Here is a 17,599-nt window from a genome sequence, read left to right on the forward strand (position 1 = left end):
CCCCGTATCGAACCCGCTTAAGACACGGTCAATCTCTTTTGAGTGCTGGCGATCCAACAGCTTCCCGTCCCACAAATCCTTCCTAAAAATAGCATGAGTAAGGATGCGCGCCTATGTTCAAATTTCGTCCGGCAAGTGTTTGGTGCTTTGCCTCGTCAAGCTGGCCTGCGTTGAACGCGCAGCGTTTGGCCATTCGACTCAGAGTTGTCATTCGCTGCAATTTGCGTGAGTGGCAGATATGCGTTTCAAAATGGGAAATCTACCATTTTATACCCAGGGCTTTGCTGCGCTAGAAATCGAGCTCAGTTCGGTATTTTTTGTGGTTTAACCTGCTGTTTTCTATATTTAATGTATTTTTATTAACAACTTGCGGGCATAGTTTTGCGGCTCATCATCTCCGCCGTAACCTCAAATTCTGGCGCTTTTCCAATAGATTGCTACGCCAGCTCAGCCAGAGCCGTGTCGATCCGGGACAGCATCGGGGATTGGCCTGCAGTCTCAACAATGACGCGGGCTTTGCTCAGGTGTTGCACGGCCAATTGCTTCTTCTTGCGGGCTTTGTAGAGCAACCCAAGGATCATGTCGCAGCGGGCTATATAGTGCCCTTTGTCGTCGAATTGGGGGTTGCTGCGCACCTCGTCCAGCATAGCAACCAGTTTCTTTTCACCAAAGAACAGCACCCAAAGGATCGAGCGGAAATTCCGGAGAAAGACGCCAGCCGACGCTCCGCCCTCACCCGTCAGGATGGCAAGGTACATTTCGCATAGGAACAAACGCGCCCAATCGGCCGACACTTTGGTGCCTTCGTCCGTGCGCTTTTGAACAGCTCGTTCGATCTGCCGTAGCCCGTCTGCAATGCGTCCCTTCAGGGCATAGGCAACCCCAAGCATCGTTGCCGGGCCCATGGTGAACAGGGTCCAGCCGTGTTCATTGCAATTGGCGATATGGGCCTCAATGATCTCGATCGCGCCTGGTGTTTCCGTGGGCACCATGGCTGATACGCGGGCGGCCTCGGCGATGGCGCGCTCGAACTCGACTTTTGAAGCCTTGTGCGCCTCTTCCGCGATGGCCAGCGCTTTTTCGTGGTCATCGGCAACCATGGCGATCAGGGCTTTCATCGCTGTGCCATAGCCCAAAGCCCTTGGGTCGTTGGTCTTCGTGCCCAGCGCAATCATCTTGTCTGCCGTGGCGTGCGCGCGGGCCACCCGTCCTCGGGTCAGTTCGTTCCAACCGATGGTGGCGAGGTAAAAGTTCTGGATATAGGCGTCGTCGATCTTTTCCAGTTCGGCCTCGATCACGCGCGCTTTGGCTTCGAACTCGGCGTTTGAAATCGGCGAGAAATAGATCGACACCGAAAGCTCATTCACCATGGCATAGGCCCGTGAGGCCGGATCGCCCAGGCGCTCAGCCATGGCGGTCAGATCCTGTTGCACCCAGTGGGCCTCGCGGTATTTGCCATTACAGACAAGGCAGGACACGTAGTGGTGCAGGAACAGCGCGTGATGAGAGCTGTCGCCCACCTGCTCAAGGATGGGGCGTACGGACCCGGCAAGGTCAATGATCGTTTTGACCCTGAGCGAGATGTTCGAACACAGCGCAAAGCTGGCCAGAAACTCAGCGAACTCGGTCTTTGAAGCGCAGTCCGGGTCGCTTTCGTATAGAGCATAGGCCGCCGTGTAGTAATTGTTGGCCTCATCCAGCGAGTAGACGCCCAGAGACTTGTCCCCGGCCATCGCCGTATACCGGAACGCTTTGTCGGTCTGGTCTGTCTGGCTGTAATGATAGGCCAGCATTTCGGCCACTTCCTGCAGGCGGTTTGCGTTGCGCAGAACCAGACACTCGGCCACTTCAAGATGCAGGCCCGCGCGGCGGGTAGCTACAAGGCTTTGATATACAGCATCGCGCAGTAGGACATGCTTGAACACGTAGTCCGAGGAGTTTTCGTCGCGATACAACACGTCCTGAGCCTGAAGTCGCTGCAGGGCGTCACCGGTTTCAGCAGGGTCTTTGGCCAGTTGTGAGAGCAGACCCGGATCAAACCGTCGCCCAATTACGGCGGCGGCTTGCAGCAGGTCCCGATCCTCGGTTGACAGACGATCAACGCGGGCGGTCAGCAGGTTCAACATGCTGGCCGGCAGGTCGGCTTGCGCCATGTCGATATCCAGATGCGCTTCGGCAGCGTCGACCCGCAGACTGCCTTGTTCCAGCAGATAGGTTAGGATTTCTTCGCCAAACAGCGGATTGCCACCGGCACGTTCGGCCAGTTGCCTGTCCAGCCCCACAGGCAGAGTGGTTACGCCCAGCCGGTTGCGCGCCAGGTTGGCGAAATCCTCGGTCACCAGAGGTTTCAGCGCGATGGTTCGAACCTTGTCGTCATCGCGCCAAGCAGGCGTGTATTCCGGGCGGTGGGTCTGGATCAGCAACAGGTTGGTCAGGTCCGACCGGTTGACGATGCCCTGCAACAGCTCTTCCGAGGCGCTGTCGATCCAGTGGCTGTCTTCGATGAACAGGATCACGGGTTGTTTGGCGCATCGCGCCTTTAGCAGTTCAGGCAGTAATTCACGGGTGCGTAGGCCAATGAGAACGCCGTCAAGCCCGTCCAATGCGTCCGGAGGGGGCGTCAGGCCAAGCAGGTTCATCAGCAGGCCCAGGTTCTGTTGAGAAAAGCACTCCCAAGCCTTCAGGCCGGTCTCAATCTTGTAGGCGATGCGGGTCGGGTTGTCCTGATCCTTGATGCGGAACCCGGTTCGGACAATCTCGATGATCGGCAGGAAGGGAACCTGCTGCCGATCTGCAAAACAATAGCCTGTCAGGACATCAATCTGATCGCGGGGCAGGCGGTTGAGGAATTCGAACACAAGCCGGGTTTTTCCCAAGCCTGGTTCCGCCACCAGATCCACCACCGAAACGCCGTTGCGCGCCTGAGCCAGCGCATCGGCCAATTGGGTCAGCTCGCTGTCACGCCCCACATAGGTGCTAAGACCACGCGCGACCGAGGCATCAAATCGCGAGGCATCGGCCCGTACGGATTGTAGTTGCCACAATTTCTGAGGGACAGTGAGACCTTTGAGTTGATGTTCCCCATCAAAGCGCAGCTCAGTCACCCATTCGACAAGGCTGCGGGTCTTGTCGCAGATCAGCGTACCACCCGAGGGTGCCAGGTTTTCGATGCGCGAGGCCATGTTGACCGTGCTTCCCACCGCTGTTGCAGGCCCGTCCGCGCCCTGTACGGCGGCCATCAGAACCGTGCCGGAACTGATGCCGACCCGCATCTGAGGGCGCACACCAAAGCGGGCCTCGATCTTTTGGGCGGAAGCATGGAAAGCGTGATGAATGGCGTCGGCGGCGCGGCAGGCCCGTTCGGCCGGGTCCTCTAGCGCGTCAGGGATGCCGAACAGCGCCATGATGCTGTCCCCGGCAAAGTCGCGGACTGTACCACCATGCTGAGATACCGCACCCGAGAGGGTGTCGTAGACCAGACGCACAAACTCCAACGCTTGTTCTTCGTCCAGTTTCGAGACGATCGACGTATAGCCAACCATATCCGCAAACAGGACAGAGACCTGGCGCCGCTGCCCCAGATCGCCCTGTTGTTGTGAAGATATGACCCCGCCGTCCTGCATTACCACCGGAGTGATACAGCAGCAAAGCACGCGCCGCCAGCCGTTGCGGACATGTTGGTGTGATTGGCCTGTGAAATGTACGCGAAAATGTCACGCAGAGACGCGCAGATGCCCGCAGCCCTGTGACCGGGCTGCGGGGCGTGGACTTACTTGAACACGTCCACCAGATCTGAGACGCTGACACCTTCCTTGATCTCCTTCAGGCGAGCAAAGATCAGCGCGATGGTGATGCTGAGCCAACCGTAGGCAATCGCGTTGAGCGCGGCCTCAAAAAAGACCCAGGGACCCAAAGATGCCGTTGGATCAGCAATTCCGGAGAATCCGAACGCGGCTGCAAAGGCAAATGTGACTACCATGACGACCAGCACAATACATAGACCCATCAGGATCAGCGCGCCGATGATGGGCCAACGGTAGTTCTTGGTCAGAGTCGCGCTACGTCCCATCGCACCAAACCCGGCCCTGTCGATCACAATGGCCGGTACGATGACGGAAAATACGGCGTAGATCCAGATACCCGGCACGACCAGAAAAACAAGGCCGATAAAATACAAGATCGTCGTTGCGATCGACAGAACTGCAATGGCGGGCAGGTTGACGACAGCCGCCGAGAAATAGCTGCCAATACGCGCCGCACGCCCCAATTTTGCGTCATAGGCGAACTGTATGATCACAGCCGTGGTGACGGCATATGCGAGCAATGTGATCAGAGCCGACACGATCACGCCAGAATAGAAGGCGGTATTGTCGAAACTCGCGGTGCCAATATCGTCGAAAGACTGCGCCACCGTGTAATTGTTCACAATGACTTCGATCAGGGCAGGAATGAATCCCAGCAGAAGCACAAGGTGGAGCTTTTTGAAAAAGATAGAAAACGTCTCGCCGACAATGGCTCCGACGCCTAGGGGCATGTGAGCCTCGGGGTATTCGGGATTGGCTGTATCTGTCATTTTTTGTTCCAAACCATTCTAATGTTCTGTCTCTGATAGAGCCTTGAGAACGGGTTCATCCTCAAGACGAGTTTCGTTTTTCTGCTTCTCGCTTGGGTAAATCTGCAACAGGCGTGGTTAGCCTTGTTTGTCTGCCTCGGCGTGGAATTTGTCGGCGCGTTTGTCGCCAAACAACTGGCGCTGTTCCAGAAAGGCGCGTTGTGCTTTGTAGAAGGCCTCGAGAAAGGCAAGCTGGTCTTCTGGTCGTACCGCATCGGCATAGTCGATCTTGCGCCGGACCTGCTCGACAATTGCGGCCATGGTTTCCTTTTTCCGTTTGTGTGCCTCGGGCCCGGTCGAGCGTGCTGCGCCGCGTAGAAACCCTTCGAGGGTCTGCAATTCGAACGCGCCGTAGTGCTCAAGCTGATGGGTCAGAAACTGGAACCGGGGCTGGGTGGCGGTGGCGGGTTTGATCGCTTTGGACATATCCGGGAGCAGGATCGGCTTGGGAAGGTGGATCACATAGGTGCCTGCGATAATGTCCCCCAGCCGTTGGCTACGTTTGTTGAACACCGGTACCGCTACTACGCCCAGCACCCAGGCGAGCGAGATCAGCGACGGGATCAGAGCCTCGGCATTCAAGGTCAGAACCAGAGTGCCGGGCAGAAAAATCTCGGCCTCTTTCATCAGGTTACGAACGACGAGGGATTGCGTTGTCAGCGCTTGACCATCGGCCGAGACAACCTTGATCTTCATCATGCGCTTGCCGATGGTCTGACCGTTCCACACTAACTCGGACGCGGCGTAGTAGGGGATTCGGATGACGAAGAACAGCATCGCGGCCACTGCCACAAGCGCCTCGGGCGGGACAACTTCGATGGCCAGCAAAAGCAGGAAGAGGGCGATGGCACCGACCCCAGTAATCAGGATGTCGGCGAATTGGGCGGCCATGCGCACACCCACACCCGCAACCCGGAAATAGAGTGGCACACCCTCGGGTGGCAGCAGACGGTCGAGCTTGGGTTGCGTCATGACCGCTTCCTTCCGCCCAAGCAGAACCACAGCAGCCACAGCGCGCCGATCCCCCAGCCGATCGCAATGCGTGTGGTGCGGTCCTGTACCAACTGCCTGCCGAAACCTTCCAGCAGAGCGGCGGCAACCAGCATCATGGCGGCGATAAGCGCCAGTTTCACCGCATCATGCCCGGCGGCCCGCAATGCCGCGCGGCGTGTGAGCTGGCCGGGGAACAGTACGGCGAGGCCCAGTTTCAAACCGCCCGCGCCCGCGATGCAGATCGCTGACAGCTCGGTCACGCCGTGGATCGACAGCCAGCCAAACAGGTCCCAGCCCAAGCCCCGATCAATGTGCAGCGCGTAAAACACGCCCAGAATCAGGCCGTTATAGAACAGCAAAAGAACCGTTGGCGCGCAGAGGAATGCCCCAAGCCCAAATACAAAGATCGCGATGCGTGTGTTGTGCGAGAACAGGTAAGTGGCAAAAGCCCCCAGCCCGGACCCGTCTTCCTCTCCGTAGATGGCCGAGCGCAGATAGTCCGTGCTGGCGTCCGGCCCGCGCCCTCCGGCCAGTTCGGTGGGCATGAAGACAAAGAACCATTCGGGATTGTCGAAGTAGAAGAAATACCCGGCGATAGCGCCAGCCGCCATGCACAGAAACCCCAGAAGGGTGACGCGCCAGGAGGACCGCATCGCTTGTGGCCCACCGCTGGTCATGAACTTGCGGATGATCCCGCCCAGCCGTTGTTGCGGGGCGTAGACACTCAGATAGGCGCGGCTTGTCAGCGCCTCGAGATATTCCAGCAGCCCACGGTCCAATGAGATTTCGCGCGCGATGGACAGGGACGTTGTGGCCTGCCGGTAGAGGTCGGCCAGATCACGCGCCTCTTGAAAGCTCATGCGGTGCAGGCCCTGACCTTCGGCCTTGTCAACGAGATCGGACAAGCGTCTCCAGTCGCTTTCGCGTTCCTGCCGGAACCGGGCCGAGCGGATCAGATCAGCATCAGACATCAGATCATCTCTCGCGCTTTGATTTCCAGATAGGTCGAGATCAATCGCGCCGAGATCTCGCCAGGTTCGGCGTCAATCACTGTCACACCGATCTGTTGCAGCCGTTCCAGCACAAGGCGACGTTCGCGCAGAAGCTGCCCGGTCGAGACGGTCTCGGCCACGTCGTTCATGTCCTGTGGGGCCGTGTTGACCTGCGCCTCGAGGATCGGATCACGCAGGGTGACGAAAACGATCAGGTGCCGCTTGGCCAGCGCGTTGATGTTCTCGACCATCAATTCGGCTGAGGTGGTATCGACGAAATCCGAATACACGATGATCAGACTGCGCTTCGGGGTGCGCCCGTTCAGCTCGGTCATAGCGAGGGTGTGGTTGGTCTCGACGCTTTCATATTGTAGCTCGGCCGTGCGGCTGCGCAATCGGGTGAACGCCGCGCGGCCCGGTTCGGGGGGTAGGAACATGCGCGGCTTGGCGTCATAGGCATAGAGCCCGACCAGATCCCCCCCGATGGCTGCGGCCCAGGCGGTGGCAAGTGCCGCGGTGATGGCATGGTCGATCTTGGGCAGGCCCACAATCTCCTCGCGCATCTGATAGCCGTTGTCCAAGGCGATGATGACATGGTGGTTGCGCTCGGCCCGAACCTCTTTGGCGACCAAAGACCGATGCCGCGCGGACCGCTTCCAGTCGATTGAGTTCGCATCCATGCCGGGGACGAAATCCCGCAATTGGTGAAATTCGGTGCCCTCGCCGATGGCGCGGTTTTCCTTTACGCCGAACAGCCGCGATTGAACCGTTGTCGAAATCTCACCCGATTGAACACGGCGGATGTTAGGCACCACCGCCAGTTCAAGCCCAAAGGCGATTTTCGGGACGAATTCGAACAGTTTGAACCTGGAAGACCAGCTGAGCCATAGATGCGAGAGGCGCCATTTTCCCCGGCGAATGGCGCGAAACGGAATACTCACCTGACCGCTGGACAGGTCGAACCGGGCCGGTCCTTCGATCCCTTCGGGCCAGTGTACCTGCCCGATCATGCCCGAGGTCGCAGGACTGACGGTCAGGGTGATCTCATCCTGTTCGCCCACGAAGATATCACCCAGCGGCTCGACCGAGACCGAACGGCGGCGCGGCCAAGACAGCAGCAGGTCGCCGATTGCAAGCACGCACAGAACCACCCATGGCACCCCGGCCACGGCACGGGTTGCATCGCCCATGACAACGGCGACCAGTGACAGGCCAAGCGCCACGCAGGCCGCCACCAGCAATATGCGCGAAGGCCGGATCAGCGGGGGGCCTCAATCTGGTTGACGATGTTCTCCAATACCTGCTGCGGCCCGCGCCCTTCGATTTCGGCGGCGGGGGACAGAACGATGCGGTGTTGCAGCGCGTGGATGATCAGGGTTTTGACGTCATCAGGAATGGCAAAATCGCGCCCGTTCAAGGCCGCCGTTGCACGGGTCGCTCCGGCGATGGCATCCGCCGCGCGGGTCGAGGCGCCAAAGGCGATATCCGCGCTTTCCCGTGTGGCGAGCACCAGACGCAGAATATAGGCCAGAATATCGTCATCCAGCACGATCTCATCAATCAACTTCCGGGCCGCTGCCATCGTCGGGGCATCCAGCAGAGGGCGCACTGCTTGCGTTGCGCTCAGGGGATCCAGCGGTGCATTGGCGTGTTTGCGCAGGATCGACAGTTCGACGTCTTCGGGCGGGAAGCTGAGGTTCACCTTGAACAGGAAGCGGTCCAGCTGCGCCTCGGGCAGCGGGTAGGTGCCTTGTTGTTCAATCGGGTTTTGGGTGGCGACCACGATGAACTCGGACCCCAGCGAGTGGTCGGTGCCATCGATGGTCACCATGCGTTCGTTCATCGCCTGCAGCAAGGCAGCTTGGGTCTTGGGCGGCGCGCGGTTGATCTCGTCTGCCAGCAGGATCTGGCTAAAGACGGGGCCCTTGGTCAGAACAAACTCGCTGGTCTGGAAATTGTAGATCGAGGTGCCCAGAACATCGCCCGGCATCAGGTCAGGCGTGAACTGAATGCGCCCGAACTCAAGGTTCAGTGCCCCCGCAAAGCTGCGCGCCAGCAGCGTCTTGGCCGTACCCGGAGGCCCCTCAAGCAGCACGTGACCGCGCGCAAACAGCGCCGTCAGCAGCAGGTCAACCGCCTCTTCCTGGCCTTGCACAACTTTGCCGATCTCGGCCCGCAGGCTTTCGGCATGGGAAAACAATTCATCAAGCGTCATCGGCAAGTTGCTCCAGTATCAACTCAAATTGGTCCACATAAGGAATGGCATGTTCCGGCCCCAGATGCGGGGGGAGGGCGCGGATGGATGCGATCAGATCTTCCAGTTCTGCGGTAAGGTCCGGTTTTCGGGCGCGAACGTAGGTGAGGTACGCGTCCTCAGGCGTGCCGCGCAGGGCGTGGGATGTACCGAACACCGATGCCGCGCGGGCGCGCAGCCGGGTGTCGATGAAGTCCGACAGTAATGCACCGTCCTGATCGGTCATCCGCATCAGCCGCGCACGGACCCGATTGGCAGTTCGTTTGCCTGACCCGAGACCCAAAGACAGATCCGCAACCGGTCCGCTGCGCACGCCACCGCGCCAGACCGCGAGGGCCAACAGAAGACCCGCGCCGATCCACAGGGTCAGGAAGGGCGGTTCGAACAGGCGTTTCAGGTCGTCCCAGGTGCGTTCGCGTGCGACTTGCTGTTGCGGGTCAGTCAGCCAGTTGCGGTCGCTATAGTCGATGATGATCCGCTTCTCGCCCGCGATCTCGGGCAGCACTTGCGTCGCGATCCGGGCATTGTCGCCCAGAGCCAGCCCATGGTTGTTCAACAAATCCGGGTCGGACAGAACATGGACCTTCTGCTGCTCACCATCGCCCGGCAGCGAGCAAAGGCCCAGAACCATAGCGCCCCGACGGCCCACCAGCGGCTCGCAGCCTTGCCCGTCAAAGACCTGCGCCGCGTAGAGGCGGGCGGTCAGCGCATCGTCAGAGGTCACGTCGAAATCGGTGAACGGAACACGGGCCGAGCGGATTTTGCCAACATCCGAGCCAACGATCCCATGCAACACGCCCTCGATCCCTTCTTCGGGGGACAACAGAATAGGGTGCCCCAACCCGGTCAACCTCAGGCCTGAGCGCCATTTGGGCAAGATCACAAGGCTGGGGGTGGACTGCGCCTTGTCGCGGATCACGTCCAGAGTCTGATCGAACTCATCCGGTTGCAGTAGCAGTTCGTCTTTGGTCTGCGCGCGTGCCCGATCTTTGCCCGGCTGGGTGTCATAGATGGGCTGGATCAGCAGGCCGATGGTGCTGCGGTCCAGCGGCCAGCCACCGGTAAAACTCTGCGCCGTGTGGCCTTGATCGCGCAGCCACAGCTCTAGCCCGTCGAATCCGGTCGAGGAGTCGCGAAGCGCATATTGTCGACCTGCCATCACATAAAGAAATATGCCGATGCACAACGCGCCGATGATGCCAAAGATGATCCAGTCGACCCGGACCCGCTCGGTTGCTGCAATGTTGGCCGTATCGCTCATTCGCGGACCTCGCGCAGGATTGGGCGGATGCGTGCCAGCAGCGCATTGAAGTCGGGATCGCTGATGGAGCGATGGCCGAAATGCACCCGTTCACTTTCCAGCACCAGTGCGCGCAGATCCGGGATGTACCAGAGGCTCTGCGGCAGGCTGCGCAGCGCCTCGCGATGGGTCCAGCTGCGCTTGAAAAGAACCTCATTGGCGTTGAGGCAGCGGGTCAGGACCAGTTGCGCCAGCCCGACGACCGCCTGGTTGCGATCCTCCTGCCTTAGAATGGTGTCCAGATCGGGCAATTCCTCGTCTGTCTCGGGCGTGTCCACTGACGGCTTTCCGTCGCGCTTTGCGTTGCCCGCCCCCGACCGGAAAGAAACTGACGTTCGGCCCACGCTGAGGTACAGGATCCACGCCAACACGGCCAGAACCAGTGCCGAGACGATCCCCATCGTCCAGTTGGTATCAAGCGAGACGGTTTGAGACTCTTCGTCAGGTATTGGTGAGAATTTGGTGTCCAGCGGAGGTGCCGGTTGGGTGGGGTCAAAATACACTACATTCGTGTCGATCCCGCGATAGCGAACGGCCTTTAGATAGTCCTGCCCCGAGGGGCTAAGCTCGGTTGGGGAAAGCGCTTTTTCTTGCGCTGTCACCAGTGTGGGACCGCAGAAAAGAAACGATAGAAATAAGGCCGTCAAAAAACGCATTGGGCTATCGTTAGTTCACTCTCGTCATGCATGCAATCGACAGAATGTGCTTCGCGCATGGATTGACCACGGCGGGCACTCGACAGGTGTTTGTCGCGCCCATGTGGCGATTTCATGACAGGTTTGCAGAGCGAGGTCGGGTGTGACTATTCGGGCTCTTCCGCATAGAGACCAAGCTCATGCCTGCGCTGGTGGAACCGCGCTACCCGATCGACGATCTCATCACTGGAAACGGCGATTACAAAAGACAAAAGCGTCTCAAGCACAGCAATGGTCGAGACTGACGAGGGGAAGAATTGCGGCGTGTCCGCAGAAAGAACAAACCCGTGCTGTGCGTTCAGGATCACCGGGCTGGCCGGGCTGTCCGAGATGCCAACGACCGTCATACCTTGCTGGCGCGCCAGCTTGATCGCCTCGATCACTTCGGTCCGATAGGGGTGGCAGGTAATCGCAATGAGTACGTCCTGTTCATCCGCCCAAGCCAGATCGTCCACGGGGGTCGAGCCGGAACGGGGAATGGCGTGAAACTGCTTCATGCCGGTCGAGGCGAGATAGGTGAAGTTGCGGGCGTTTGAGTTGTTCACCCCAACGCCCAGCGTAAAGATCTGTCGGCAGTTCCAGATATCCTCGGCGGCTGCCTGCAATTGCTTGGCGTCGATCCTGGCAAAGGTCTCTTCGATATTGCGGATCGCTGCGCCGATCATGTCGGCGTAAAGCCCGCCCAGCTCGCCGGACTTTCCGATGTCCTGAAGCCACCGTGCGCGGTCAGGAAATGAGACCGACCCTTGCCGGATCGCCTGCCGGAACGGGGCGCGAAAATCCTCATAGCCTTCAAAGCCGACTTGTCGCGCCATGCGGACAAAGGTGTTGGGTTTGACATTGGCGGCTTCGGCAATTTCACGCACGGTCGAGACACCGACATCGGTCGGGTTCTCCAACACATAGCGCGCGGCCTTTTGGGCCTCGGGCGTCAGGGCCTCCCATTCCTCGGCCAGACGGTCCAGAACGATTGATGATACATTTGTGTCATTCATTGTTGACCGTGGTACACTTGTGAAATTAGCCTGTCGAGCAGATTCGCACACTGGGCGCACCAAGATGATGGAAAACGCCGGTTTGTGGCCCCCGAAACACCTCTGCCGACCTGCGGCGCATTTGAGGAGACTACTGGATGAGTTTGCCTGACACAATGAAGGCGATGGTGACCATGGGTCACGGCGGGTTGGAGCAGATGGTGCTGCATGAAAACTGGCCTCGCCCGGAGCCCGCTGCTGGTGAAGTGTTGATCAAGGTTGCCGCCTGCGGGTTGAACAACACGGATGTGAACACACGCTCGGGCTGGTACTCCAAGACTGTCACAGATGCGACCACGGGCGGTGCGTTTGAAGAGGTGGGTGAGGATGACCCGACCTGGGGCGGCGCACCGATTACTTTCCCCCGTATTCAGGGTGCCGATATCTGCGGTGAAATTGTTGCCGTAGGAGAGGGCGTGGATGTGGCGCGGATTGGTCAAAGGGTGATCACCGATGGCTGGCTGCGCGATCCGGATGATCCCAGCAATATGGACAAAACGGGCTACTATGGGTCCGAGCGGGATGGCGGCTTTGCCGAATACGCAACGACGCTGGCCGTCAATGCGGTGCCGATCACATCAGACCTGTCGGATGCCGAGCTTGCGACCTTCTCGTGCTCCTATTCCACGGCCGAGGGCATGCTGACCCGGGCAAATGTCACGGAGAAAGACACGGTTCTGGTGCCGGGAGCCTCTGGTGGTGTTGGTGGTGCGCTCGTGCAGTTGGCCAAGCGGCGTGGTGCGCGGGTGATCGCGTTGGCGTCCGAGGCGAAACATGCCGATGTTGCCGCTCTGGGTCCAGACATGATCCTGCCGCGCGCGCCAGACAATCTGCGTGCTGCGCTGGGCGATGAGAAGATCACTGTGGTGGCCGACGTGGTCGGTGGTCCCTACTGGGCGAAGCTGATCGACATTCTGGAACGGGGCGGGCGCTACACCTGTTCGGGTGCCATCGCTGGCCCGATGGTCGAGTTTGACCTGCGCACGTTCTACCTACGCGATCTGACCTTCACAGGCTCAACTGTGATTGACCCGCAGGTCATGCAGAACCTTGTGAAGTACATTGAAGCGGGTGAGATCAAACCGGCCTTGGCAGCCACATATCCGCTTGAGGAGCTTCGGGACGCGCAAGCTGCGTTCATCGCCAAGCAACACACCGGCAATATCGTGGTGATCCCATGACCTTGGATGATGTGCTGCGGGCCGCGCAGTTGGTGCATCAAACACATCCCGATCTGTCTGCCTTTGGTACGTGGCCGTCGGACCTGTCGGCGTCGGAACTGGAACCGAACCACATCCCTGCCGCAGATCAAGTGCGCGAGTTGACACTCTCGGGCAGTGCAGAGACGCAGGCCTTGGTCGAGGCGATCAAGGCGGCCACGCATTTGGCCCAGTGGAAACACACCTACACGGTGGAGGAGGTCGGTGCCGAGTTCCTCAGCCGCTATGGCTACTACGAATTGTTCGGCCCGACCGGTCATTTTCATTCAACCCAGCTGCGCGGTTATGTCGGCTATTGGGGGCCGGGTCTTGCTTATGACTGGCACAGCCATCAGGCGGAGGAGCTTTACCTGACGCTGGCCGGGGGTGCTCTGTTCAAAGTCGATGGGGACGAGGCGTTTGTGGCCGAGGGTCAGACCCGCAGTCATGAAAGTTGGCAAAGCCACGCGATGATCACGACGGATCAGCCGATCCTGACCTTCGTGCTTTGGCGTGGCGAAGGGATGGGCGATCTGCCCAGAATGGACGCAGCATGAAGATCACCCGGATCCGCGTGTTACAGACCGGGCTGCCCTATGTTGGCGGGGCCTATGTCTGGGGCGCGGGGAACGCCATTGAAACGGCGACGGCCTCGGTCGTGGTCATCGACACGGATGCAGGCTTACAAGGTTGTGGCGAGTTCACGCCCTGCGGCGAGAACTACATGGTCGCGCATTCCGAAGGCGTTGTGGCGCTGACGCGGCTGGTCGCGCCGCATTTGTTGGGGGAAGACCCGCGTCAGGTTGGCCGGATCGAGCAATTGATGGATCATCTGGTGCAGGGTCATGGCTACGCGAAGGCTCCGTTTGATGCGGCCTGCTGGGATATCTTGGGCCAGGCCTGTGATCAGCCGGTCTGGATGCTGCTGGGTGGAAAGCTGACCGACGGCGCGCCCATGTACCGCGTCGCGCCGCAAAAGGCGTTAGATGAGACCGTGGCCGAGATGAATGCCTATCGCGATCAGGGCTACCGGCAATTTCAAGTCAAGGTCGGAGGCGACTGGGCCACCGATATTGACCGTATCCGCACCACGGTTCCTTTGTTGCAACCGGGTGAAAAGGCGATGGCGGATGCCAATCAGGGCTGGCGGGTCGACAATGCCATCCGGGTGGCGCGCGCGACGCGGGATCTGGATTTCATCCTCGAACAGCCCTGCCGCACCTATGAAGAATGTCAGCAGGTCCGCCGTGTCGCCGAACAACCGATGAAGCTGGACGAATGCGTAACCGGCATCCATATGGCGCAACGGATTGTTACCGATCGCGGGGCCGAGATCTGCTGTCTGAAAATCTCGAACCTCGGTGGGCTCAGCAAGGCGCGACGTGTGCGCGACTATCTGGTCGAGAACCGCATTCCTGTGGTCAGTGAAGACACCTGGGGAGGTGAAATCACAAGCGCGGTCGTGGCGCATTTTGCGGCCTCGACCCCGCCCGAGTATCTTCAAAACACGACTGATTTGATGAACTATAACACCCGGTCGACCGGAATTGGCGGCCCGGAGTCTCGGAATGGCAAGCTCTATGCCTCGGATACGCCTGGTTTGGGGGTTGTGCCGGATTTCGAAAGCCTAGGCGCACCGGTAGAGGAGTTCCGCCTGTGAGAGACCAAGCCAAAGCAACCCAGATGATTGACGACGCGCGCGTACGGGTCACGCGGTTTGACTTTGCCCCCGGCGCTGAAACCGGCTGGCACCGCCATGCGATGGACTATGTGATCACCGCCGTCACCGATTGCCACATGCGTTTGGAATTGCCTGATGGAACGGTCAATGAGGTGACAGTGCCTGCCGGAACATCCTACCGCCGGGACCAAGGGGTCGAGCACAATGTGATCAACGCGGGGGACCACCCCATGTCCTTTGTCGAAGTGGAACTGAAATGAAGATCACTCGACTAACGGTTTTTCAGGTCGATCTGCCGCTGGAGCATCCCTACTGGCTGTCTGGCGGACGGCTGAAGTTTGAAAATCTCGACGCAACGATAGTGAAGGTTGAAACGGATGTGGGCCTGACGGGATGGGGTGAAGGCACGCCCTGGGGCCACACCTATGTGCCGGCACATGGGCCGGGTATCCGGGCCGGGATCGAAACCATGGCTCCGTTCATTCTGGGTCTTGATCCCCGCAAGCTGCTGGAGGTCGAACGCGCGATGGACCTTGCTCTGCCCGGTCACCTCTATGCCAAAAGCCCGATTGATATGGCGTGTTGGGATGTCGCCGGTCAGGCGGCGGGCCTGCCGATTGCTGATCTGATGGGCGGAGGCTCGCGCACGCCGCGCCCGATTGCCTCGTCCGTCGGGGCAAAAACCGTTGAAGAAACCCGCGAAGTCATCGAACGCTATCGTAGCCGGGGTTACATCGCGCATTCGGTCAAGATTGGTGGCGATGTGGAGAGAGACATCGCCCGCGTTCGGGATGTGGAAAGCCTCCGCCGACCGGGTGAAATTGTCCTCTATGACGTCAATCGAGGCTGGACCCGACAGCAGGCCCTGAGAGTGATGAGCGCCTGTGAGGACCTGAACGTGATTTTCGAACAGCCGGGCGAGACACTGGACGACATCGCAGCGATATCGGCGAAACATGCCTCGCCTGTCTCGGTGGATGAATCGCTTGTCACCTTGCAGGACGCCGCCCGGATTGCGCGGGATGGTCTGGCCGAGATATTCGGGATCAAGCTGAACCGGGTCGGTGGGCTGACCAAGGCTGCGCGGATGCGGGACATTGCGCTGGCCCATGGGATCGAAATGTTCGTCATGGCGACCGGAGGGTCCGTGCTGGCCGATACCGAGGCGTTGCATCTGGCCGCCACCGTCCCAGATGACAATTGCCACGCCGTCTGGGCCTGTCAGGACATGATCACCGTCGACATCGCAGGCGGGCGCGGCCCGCGCAACGTGGACGGCCATCTGCATCTGCCCGAAACGCCCGGCCTTGGTGTGCATCCCGACGAAGACGCTCTGGGCGCCCCGGCGGCCGTTTACAGACTCTGATTTTCTTGACGATGGAGATCGCGTGATATGCTCAAGATCAACACTCAATCCGAATGGATCGACCGCGCCAAGGCGGCTCTGCCTGCGGGTGGCTTCGGCAATTTCGACCCCGGCATCATGATCTCACGCGGCGAAGGCAGCCGCGTCTGGGATGAGGATGGCAACGAATACATCGACTACCTGATCGGCTCCGGCCCGATGCTTTTGGGTCATGGCCACCCCGAAGTGCTTGAGGCCGTTATGGAGCAACTGCCCAAGGGCATGACCTTCTTTGCAAATAACAGCAAAGGGGTCGAACTGGCCGAGGCGATCATCGACGCCGTGCCTTGTTGTGAACAGGTGCGCTTTGTCGCTTCGGGCGGCGAGGCGGATATGTACGCGATCCGTCTGGCCCGCGCCTATACCGGGCGGGACAAGATCCTGAAATTCGAAGGCGGCTATCACGGTATGAGCGCCGAGGCGCAGATGAGCCTCGCCCCCAGTCGCGAGGTGAATTTCCCGCAAGCCGTGCCTGACAGTGCTGGTATTCCTTCAGGCGTCGCCGAACAGATGCTGATCGCGCCCTTCAACGACCTTGAGGCGGTCGAGACCTTACTAAACGAACATGACGATATCGCCGCGATCATGGCAGAGCCTTTGCAGCGCATCATTCCCCCGCTGCCGGGATATCTGCAGGGTCTGCGCGCGCTGTGCGACAAATACAATGTGCTGCTGATCTTTGATGAGATCGTCACCGGATTCCGTCTGGCCTATGGCGGGGCGCAGGAACGGTTTGGTGTGACGCCCGATATCTGCACGCTGGGTAAAATCACCGGCGGCGGTTTTCCTCTGGCTGCGCTGGGCGCAAGCGCTGAGATCATGAAGCATTTCGACAAATCGCAGGTGGGTGAGGCCGGATGGCTGATGCAGCTGGGCACTCTGTCGGGCAACCCTGTGGCCTCGGTCGCCGGGTTGAAAACGATGGAGATTCTGCGGCGCGAGGGGACATATGAGCAGCTGCGCGCAACAGGCGCGGCCCTGCAGCAGATGCAGGTGGATGAGCTAACCAAAGCGTGTATTCCCCATCAGATCTGCGGCGATGAAACGCTGTTTGACGTCTATTTCACCGAAACCCCCTGCCGCGACTACCGCAGCGCTAGACATGACGACCCAAAACGGAACGCGCTCTACAATGATGTCCTTCGGGAGAATGGGATTTTCAAATCTCCGGGCAAACTCTACCCGTCTCTGGCGGTGACTGAGACCGATCTGGAACAAACGCGCGAAGCTGTGAAACGGGCCGTTGCGGCACTGGGTTGATAAAAGGTGTGCTGATCAAAAGAAAACGGGCCGCTGTCGAACATGACAGCGACCCGTTCACCTATTGCAGTCTGGGCGTAGCCTCGCCCCCTCGAATACTTGTTAAAACACCAACAATCTGAAAACTTTCGATACTTTCGAGGCTATCCGGTCTTGCAACCGGTATGGCCTATT

15 protein-coding genes are annotated in these 17,599 nt (G+C 59.5%); 6 read left to right on the top strand and 9 right to left on the bottom strand.

Annotated elements, in window-relative coordinates:
• Positions 1–437: 437 nt before the first annotated feature.
• From ACXAH8_RS13135 to ACXAH8_RS13175, 9 genes are all read right to left on the bottom strand, one after another.
• Positions 438–3,623, bottom strand: coding sequence for an ATP-binding protein (locus tag ACXAH8_RS13135; RefSeq protein ID WP_475219459.1), 3,186 nt, complete (start codon positions 3,621–3,623; stop codon positions 438–440).
• Between the two features lie 146 nt (positions 3,624–3,769).
• Complete coding sequence (locus ACXAH8_RS13140) at positions 3,770–4,573, bottom strand: hypothetical protein (protein WP_475219074.1); 804 nt, start codon at positions 4,571–4,573, stop codon at positions 3,770–3,772.
• Positions 4,574–4,690: 117 nt separating this feature from the next.
• Positions 4,691–5,584 (bottom strand): RDD family protein, encoded by an 894-nt coding sequence (locus ACXAH8_RS13145; protein ID WP_475219076.1) that lies wholly within the window; start codon positions 5,582–5,584, stop codon positions 4,691–4,693.
• Positions 5,581–6,576, bottom strand: a complete 996-nt coding sequence (locus ACXAH8_RS13150) for a stage II sporulation protein M (RefSeq protein WP_170691651.1) — start codon at positions 6,574–6,576, stop codon at positions 5,581–5,583. The genes ACXAH8_RS13145 and ACXAH8_RS13150 overlap by 4 nt, the downstream gene beginning before the upstream one ends.
• On the bottom strand, positions 6,576–7,832 hold the full coding sequence (locus ACXAH8_RS13155) for a DUF58 domain-containing protein (RefSeq protein ID WP_475219461.1): 1,257 nt from the start codon (positions 7,830–7,832) through the stop codon (positions 6,576–6,578). Before ACXAH8_RS13155 ends, ACXAH8_RS13150 begins: the two co-directional genes overlap by 1 nt.
• 23 nt (positions 7,833–7,855) lie before the next feature.
• On the bottom strand, positions 7,856–8,812 hold the full coding sequence (locus tag ACXAH8_RS13160; protein ID WP_475219078.1) for an AAA family ATPase: 957 nt from the start codon (positions 8,810–8,812) through the stop codon (positions 7,856–7,858).
• Complete coding sequence (locus ACXAH8_RS13165) at positions 8,802–10,112, bottom strand: hypothetical protein (protein ID WP_475219082.1); 1,311 nt, start codon at positions 10,110–10,112, stop codon at positions 8,802–8,804. Before ACXAH8_RS13165 ends, ACXAH8_RS13160 begins: the two co-directional genes overlap by 11 nt.
• Positions 10,109–10,753, bottom strand: a complete 645-nt coding sequence (locus ACXAH8_RS13170; RefSeq protein ID WP_475219086.1) for a DUF4129 domain-containing protein — start codon at positions 10,751–10,753, stop codon at positions 10,109–10,111. Before ACXAH8_RS13170 ends, ACXAH8_RS13165 begins: the two co-directional genes overlap by 4 nt.
• Positions 10,754–10,953: 200 nt before the next feature.
• The gene (locus ACXAH8_RS13175; protein ID WP_475219090.1) at positions 10,954–11,841 is read right to left on the bottom strand and encodes a MurR/RpiR family transcriptional regulator; all 888 of its coding nucleotides are present in this window, start codon (positions 11,839–11,841) and stop codon (positions 10,954–10,956) included.
• 137 nt (positions 11,842–11,978) lie between these two features.
• Between ACXAH8_RS13175 and ACXAH8_RS13180 the strand changes: the two genes are divergently transcribed.
• Genes ACXAH8_RS13180 through ACXAH8_RS13205 form a run of 6 tightly spaced genes read left to right on the top strand, consistent with a single transcriptional unit; the run spans position 11,979 to position 17,425 of the window.
• A complete protein-coding gene (locus tag ACXAH8_RS13180) occupies positions 11,979–13,061 on the top strand; it encodes an alcohol dehydrogenase family protein (RefSeq protein ID WP_475219092.1) in 1,083 nt (360 codons plus the stop codon).
• A complete protein-coding gene (locus tag ACXAH8_RS13185; RefSeq protein WP_475219094.1) occupies positions 13,058–13,636 on the top strand; it encodes a dimethylsulfonioproprionate lyase family protein in 579 nt (192 codons plus the stop codon). Before ACXAH8_RS13180 ends, ACXAH8_RS13185 begins: the two co-directional genes overlap by 4 nt.
• Positions 13,633–14,739, top strand: coding sequence for a mandelate racemase/muconate lactonizing enzyme family protein (locus ACXAH8_RS13190; RefSeq protein ID WP_475219096.1), 1,107 nt, complete (start codon positions 13,633–13,635; stop codon positions 14,737–14,739). Before ACXAH8_RS13185 ends, ACXAH8_RS13190 begins: the two co-directional genes overlap by 4 nt.
• Positions 14,740–14,762: 23 nt before the next feature.
• Positions 14,763–15,020, top strand: coding sequence for a cupin domain-containing protein (locus ACXAH8_RS13195; RefSeq protein WP_170553940.1), 258 nt, complete (start codon positions 14,763–14,765; stop codon positions 15,018–15,020).
• Complete coding sequence (locus ACXAH8_RS13200; RefSeq protein ID WP_475219098.1) at positions 15,017–16,126, top strand: mandelate racemase/muconate lactonizing enzyme family protein; 1,110 nt, start codon at positions 15,017–15,019, stop codon at positions 16,124–16,126. Before ACXAH8_RS13195 ends, ACXAH8_RS13200 begins: the two co-directional genes overlap by 4 nt.
• Before the next feature lie 27 nt (positions 16,127–16,153).
• On the top strand, positions 16,154–17,425 hold the full coding sequence (locus tag ACXAH8_RS13205; RefSeq protein WP_475219100.1) for an aspartate aminotransferase family protein: 1,272 nt from the start codon (positions 16,154–16,156) through the stop codon (positions 17,423–17,425).
• Positions 17,426–17,599: the final 174 nt, after the last annotated feature.

The sequence above is a fragment of the Ruegeria sp. ABV3_008 genome, from assembly GCF_056161185.1.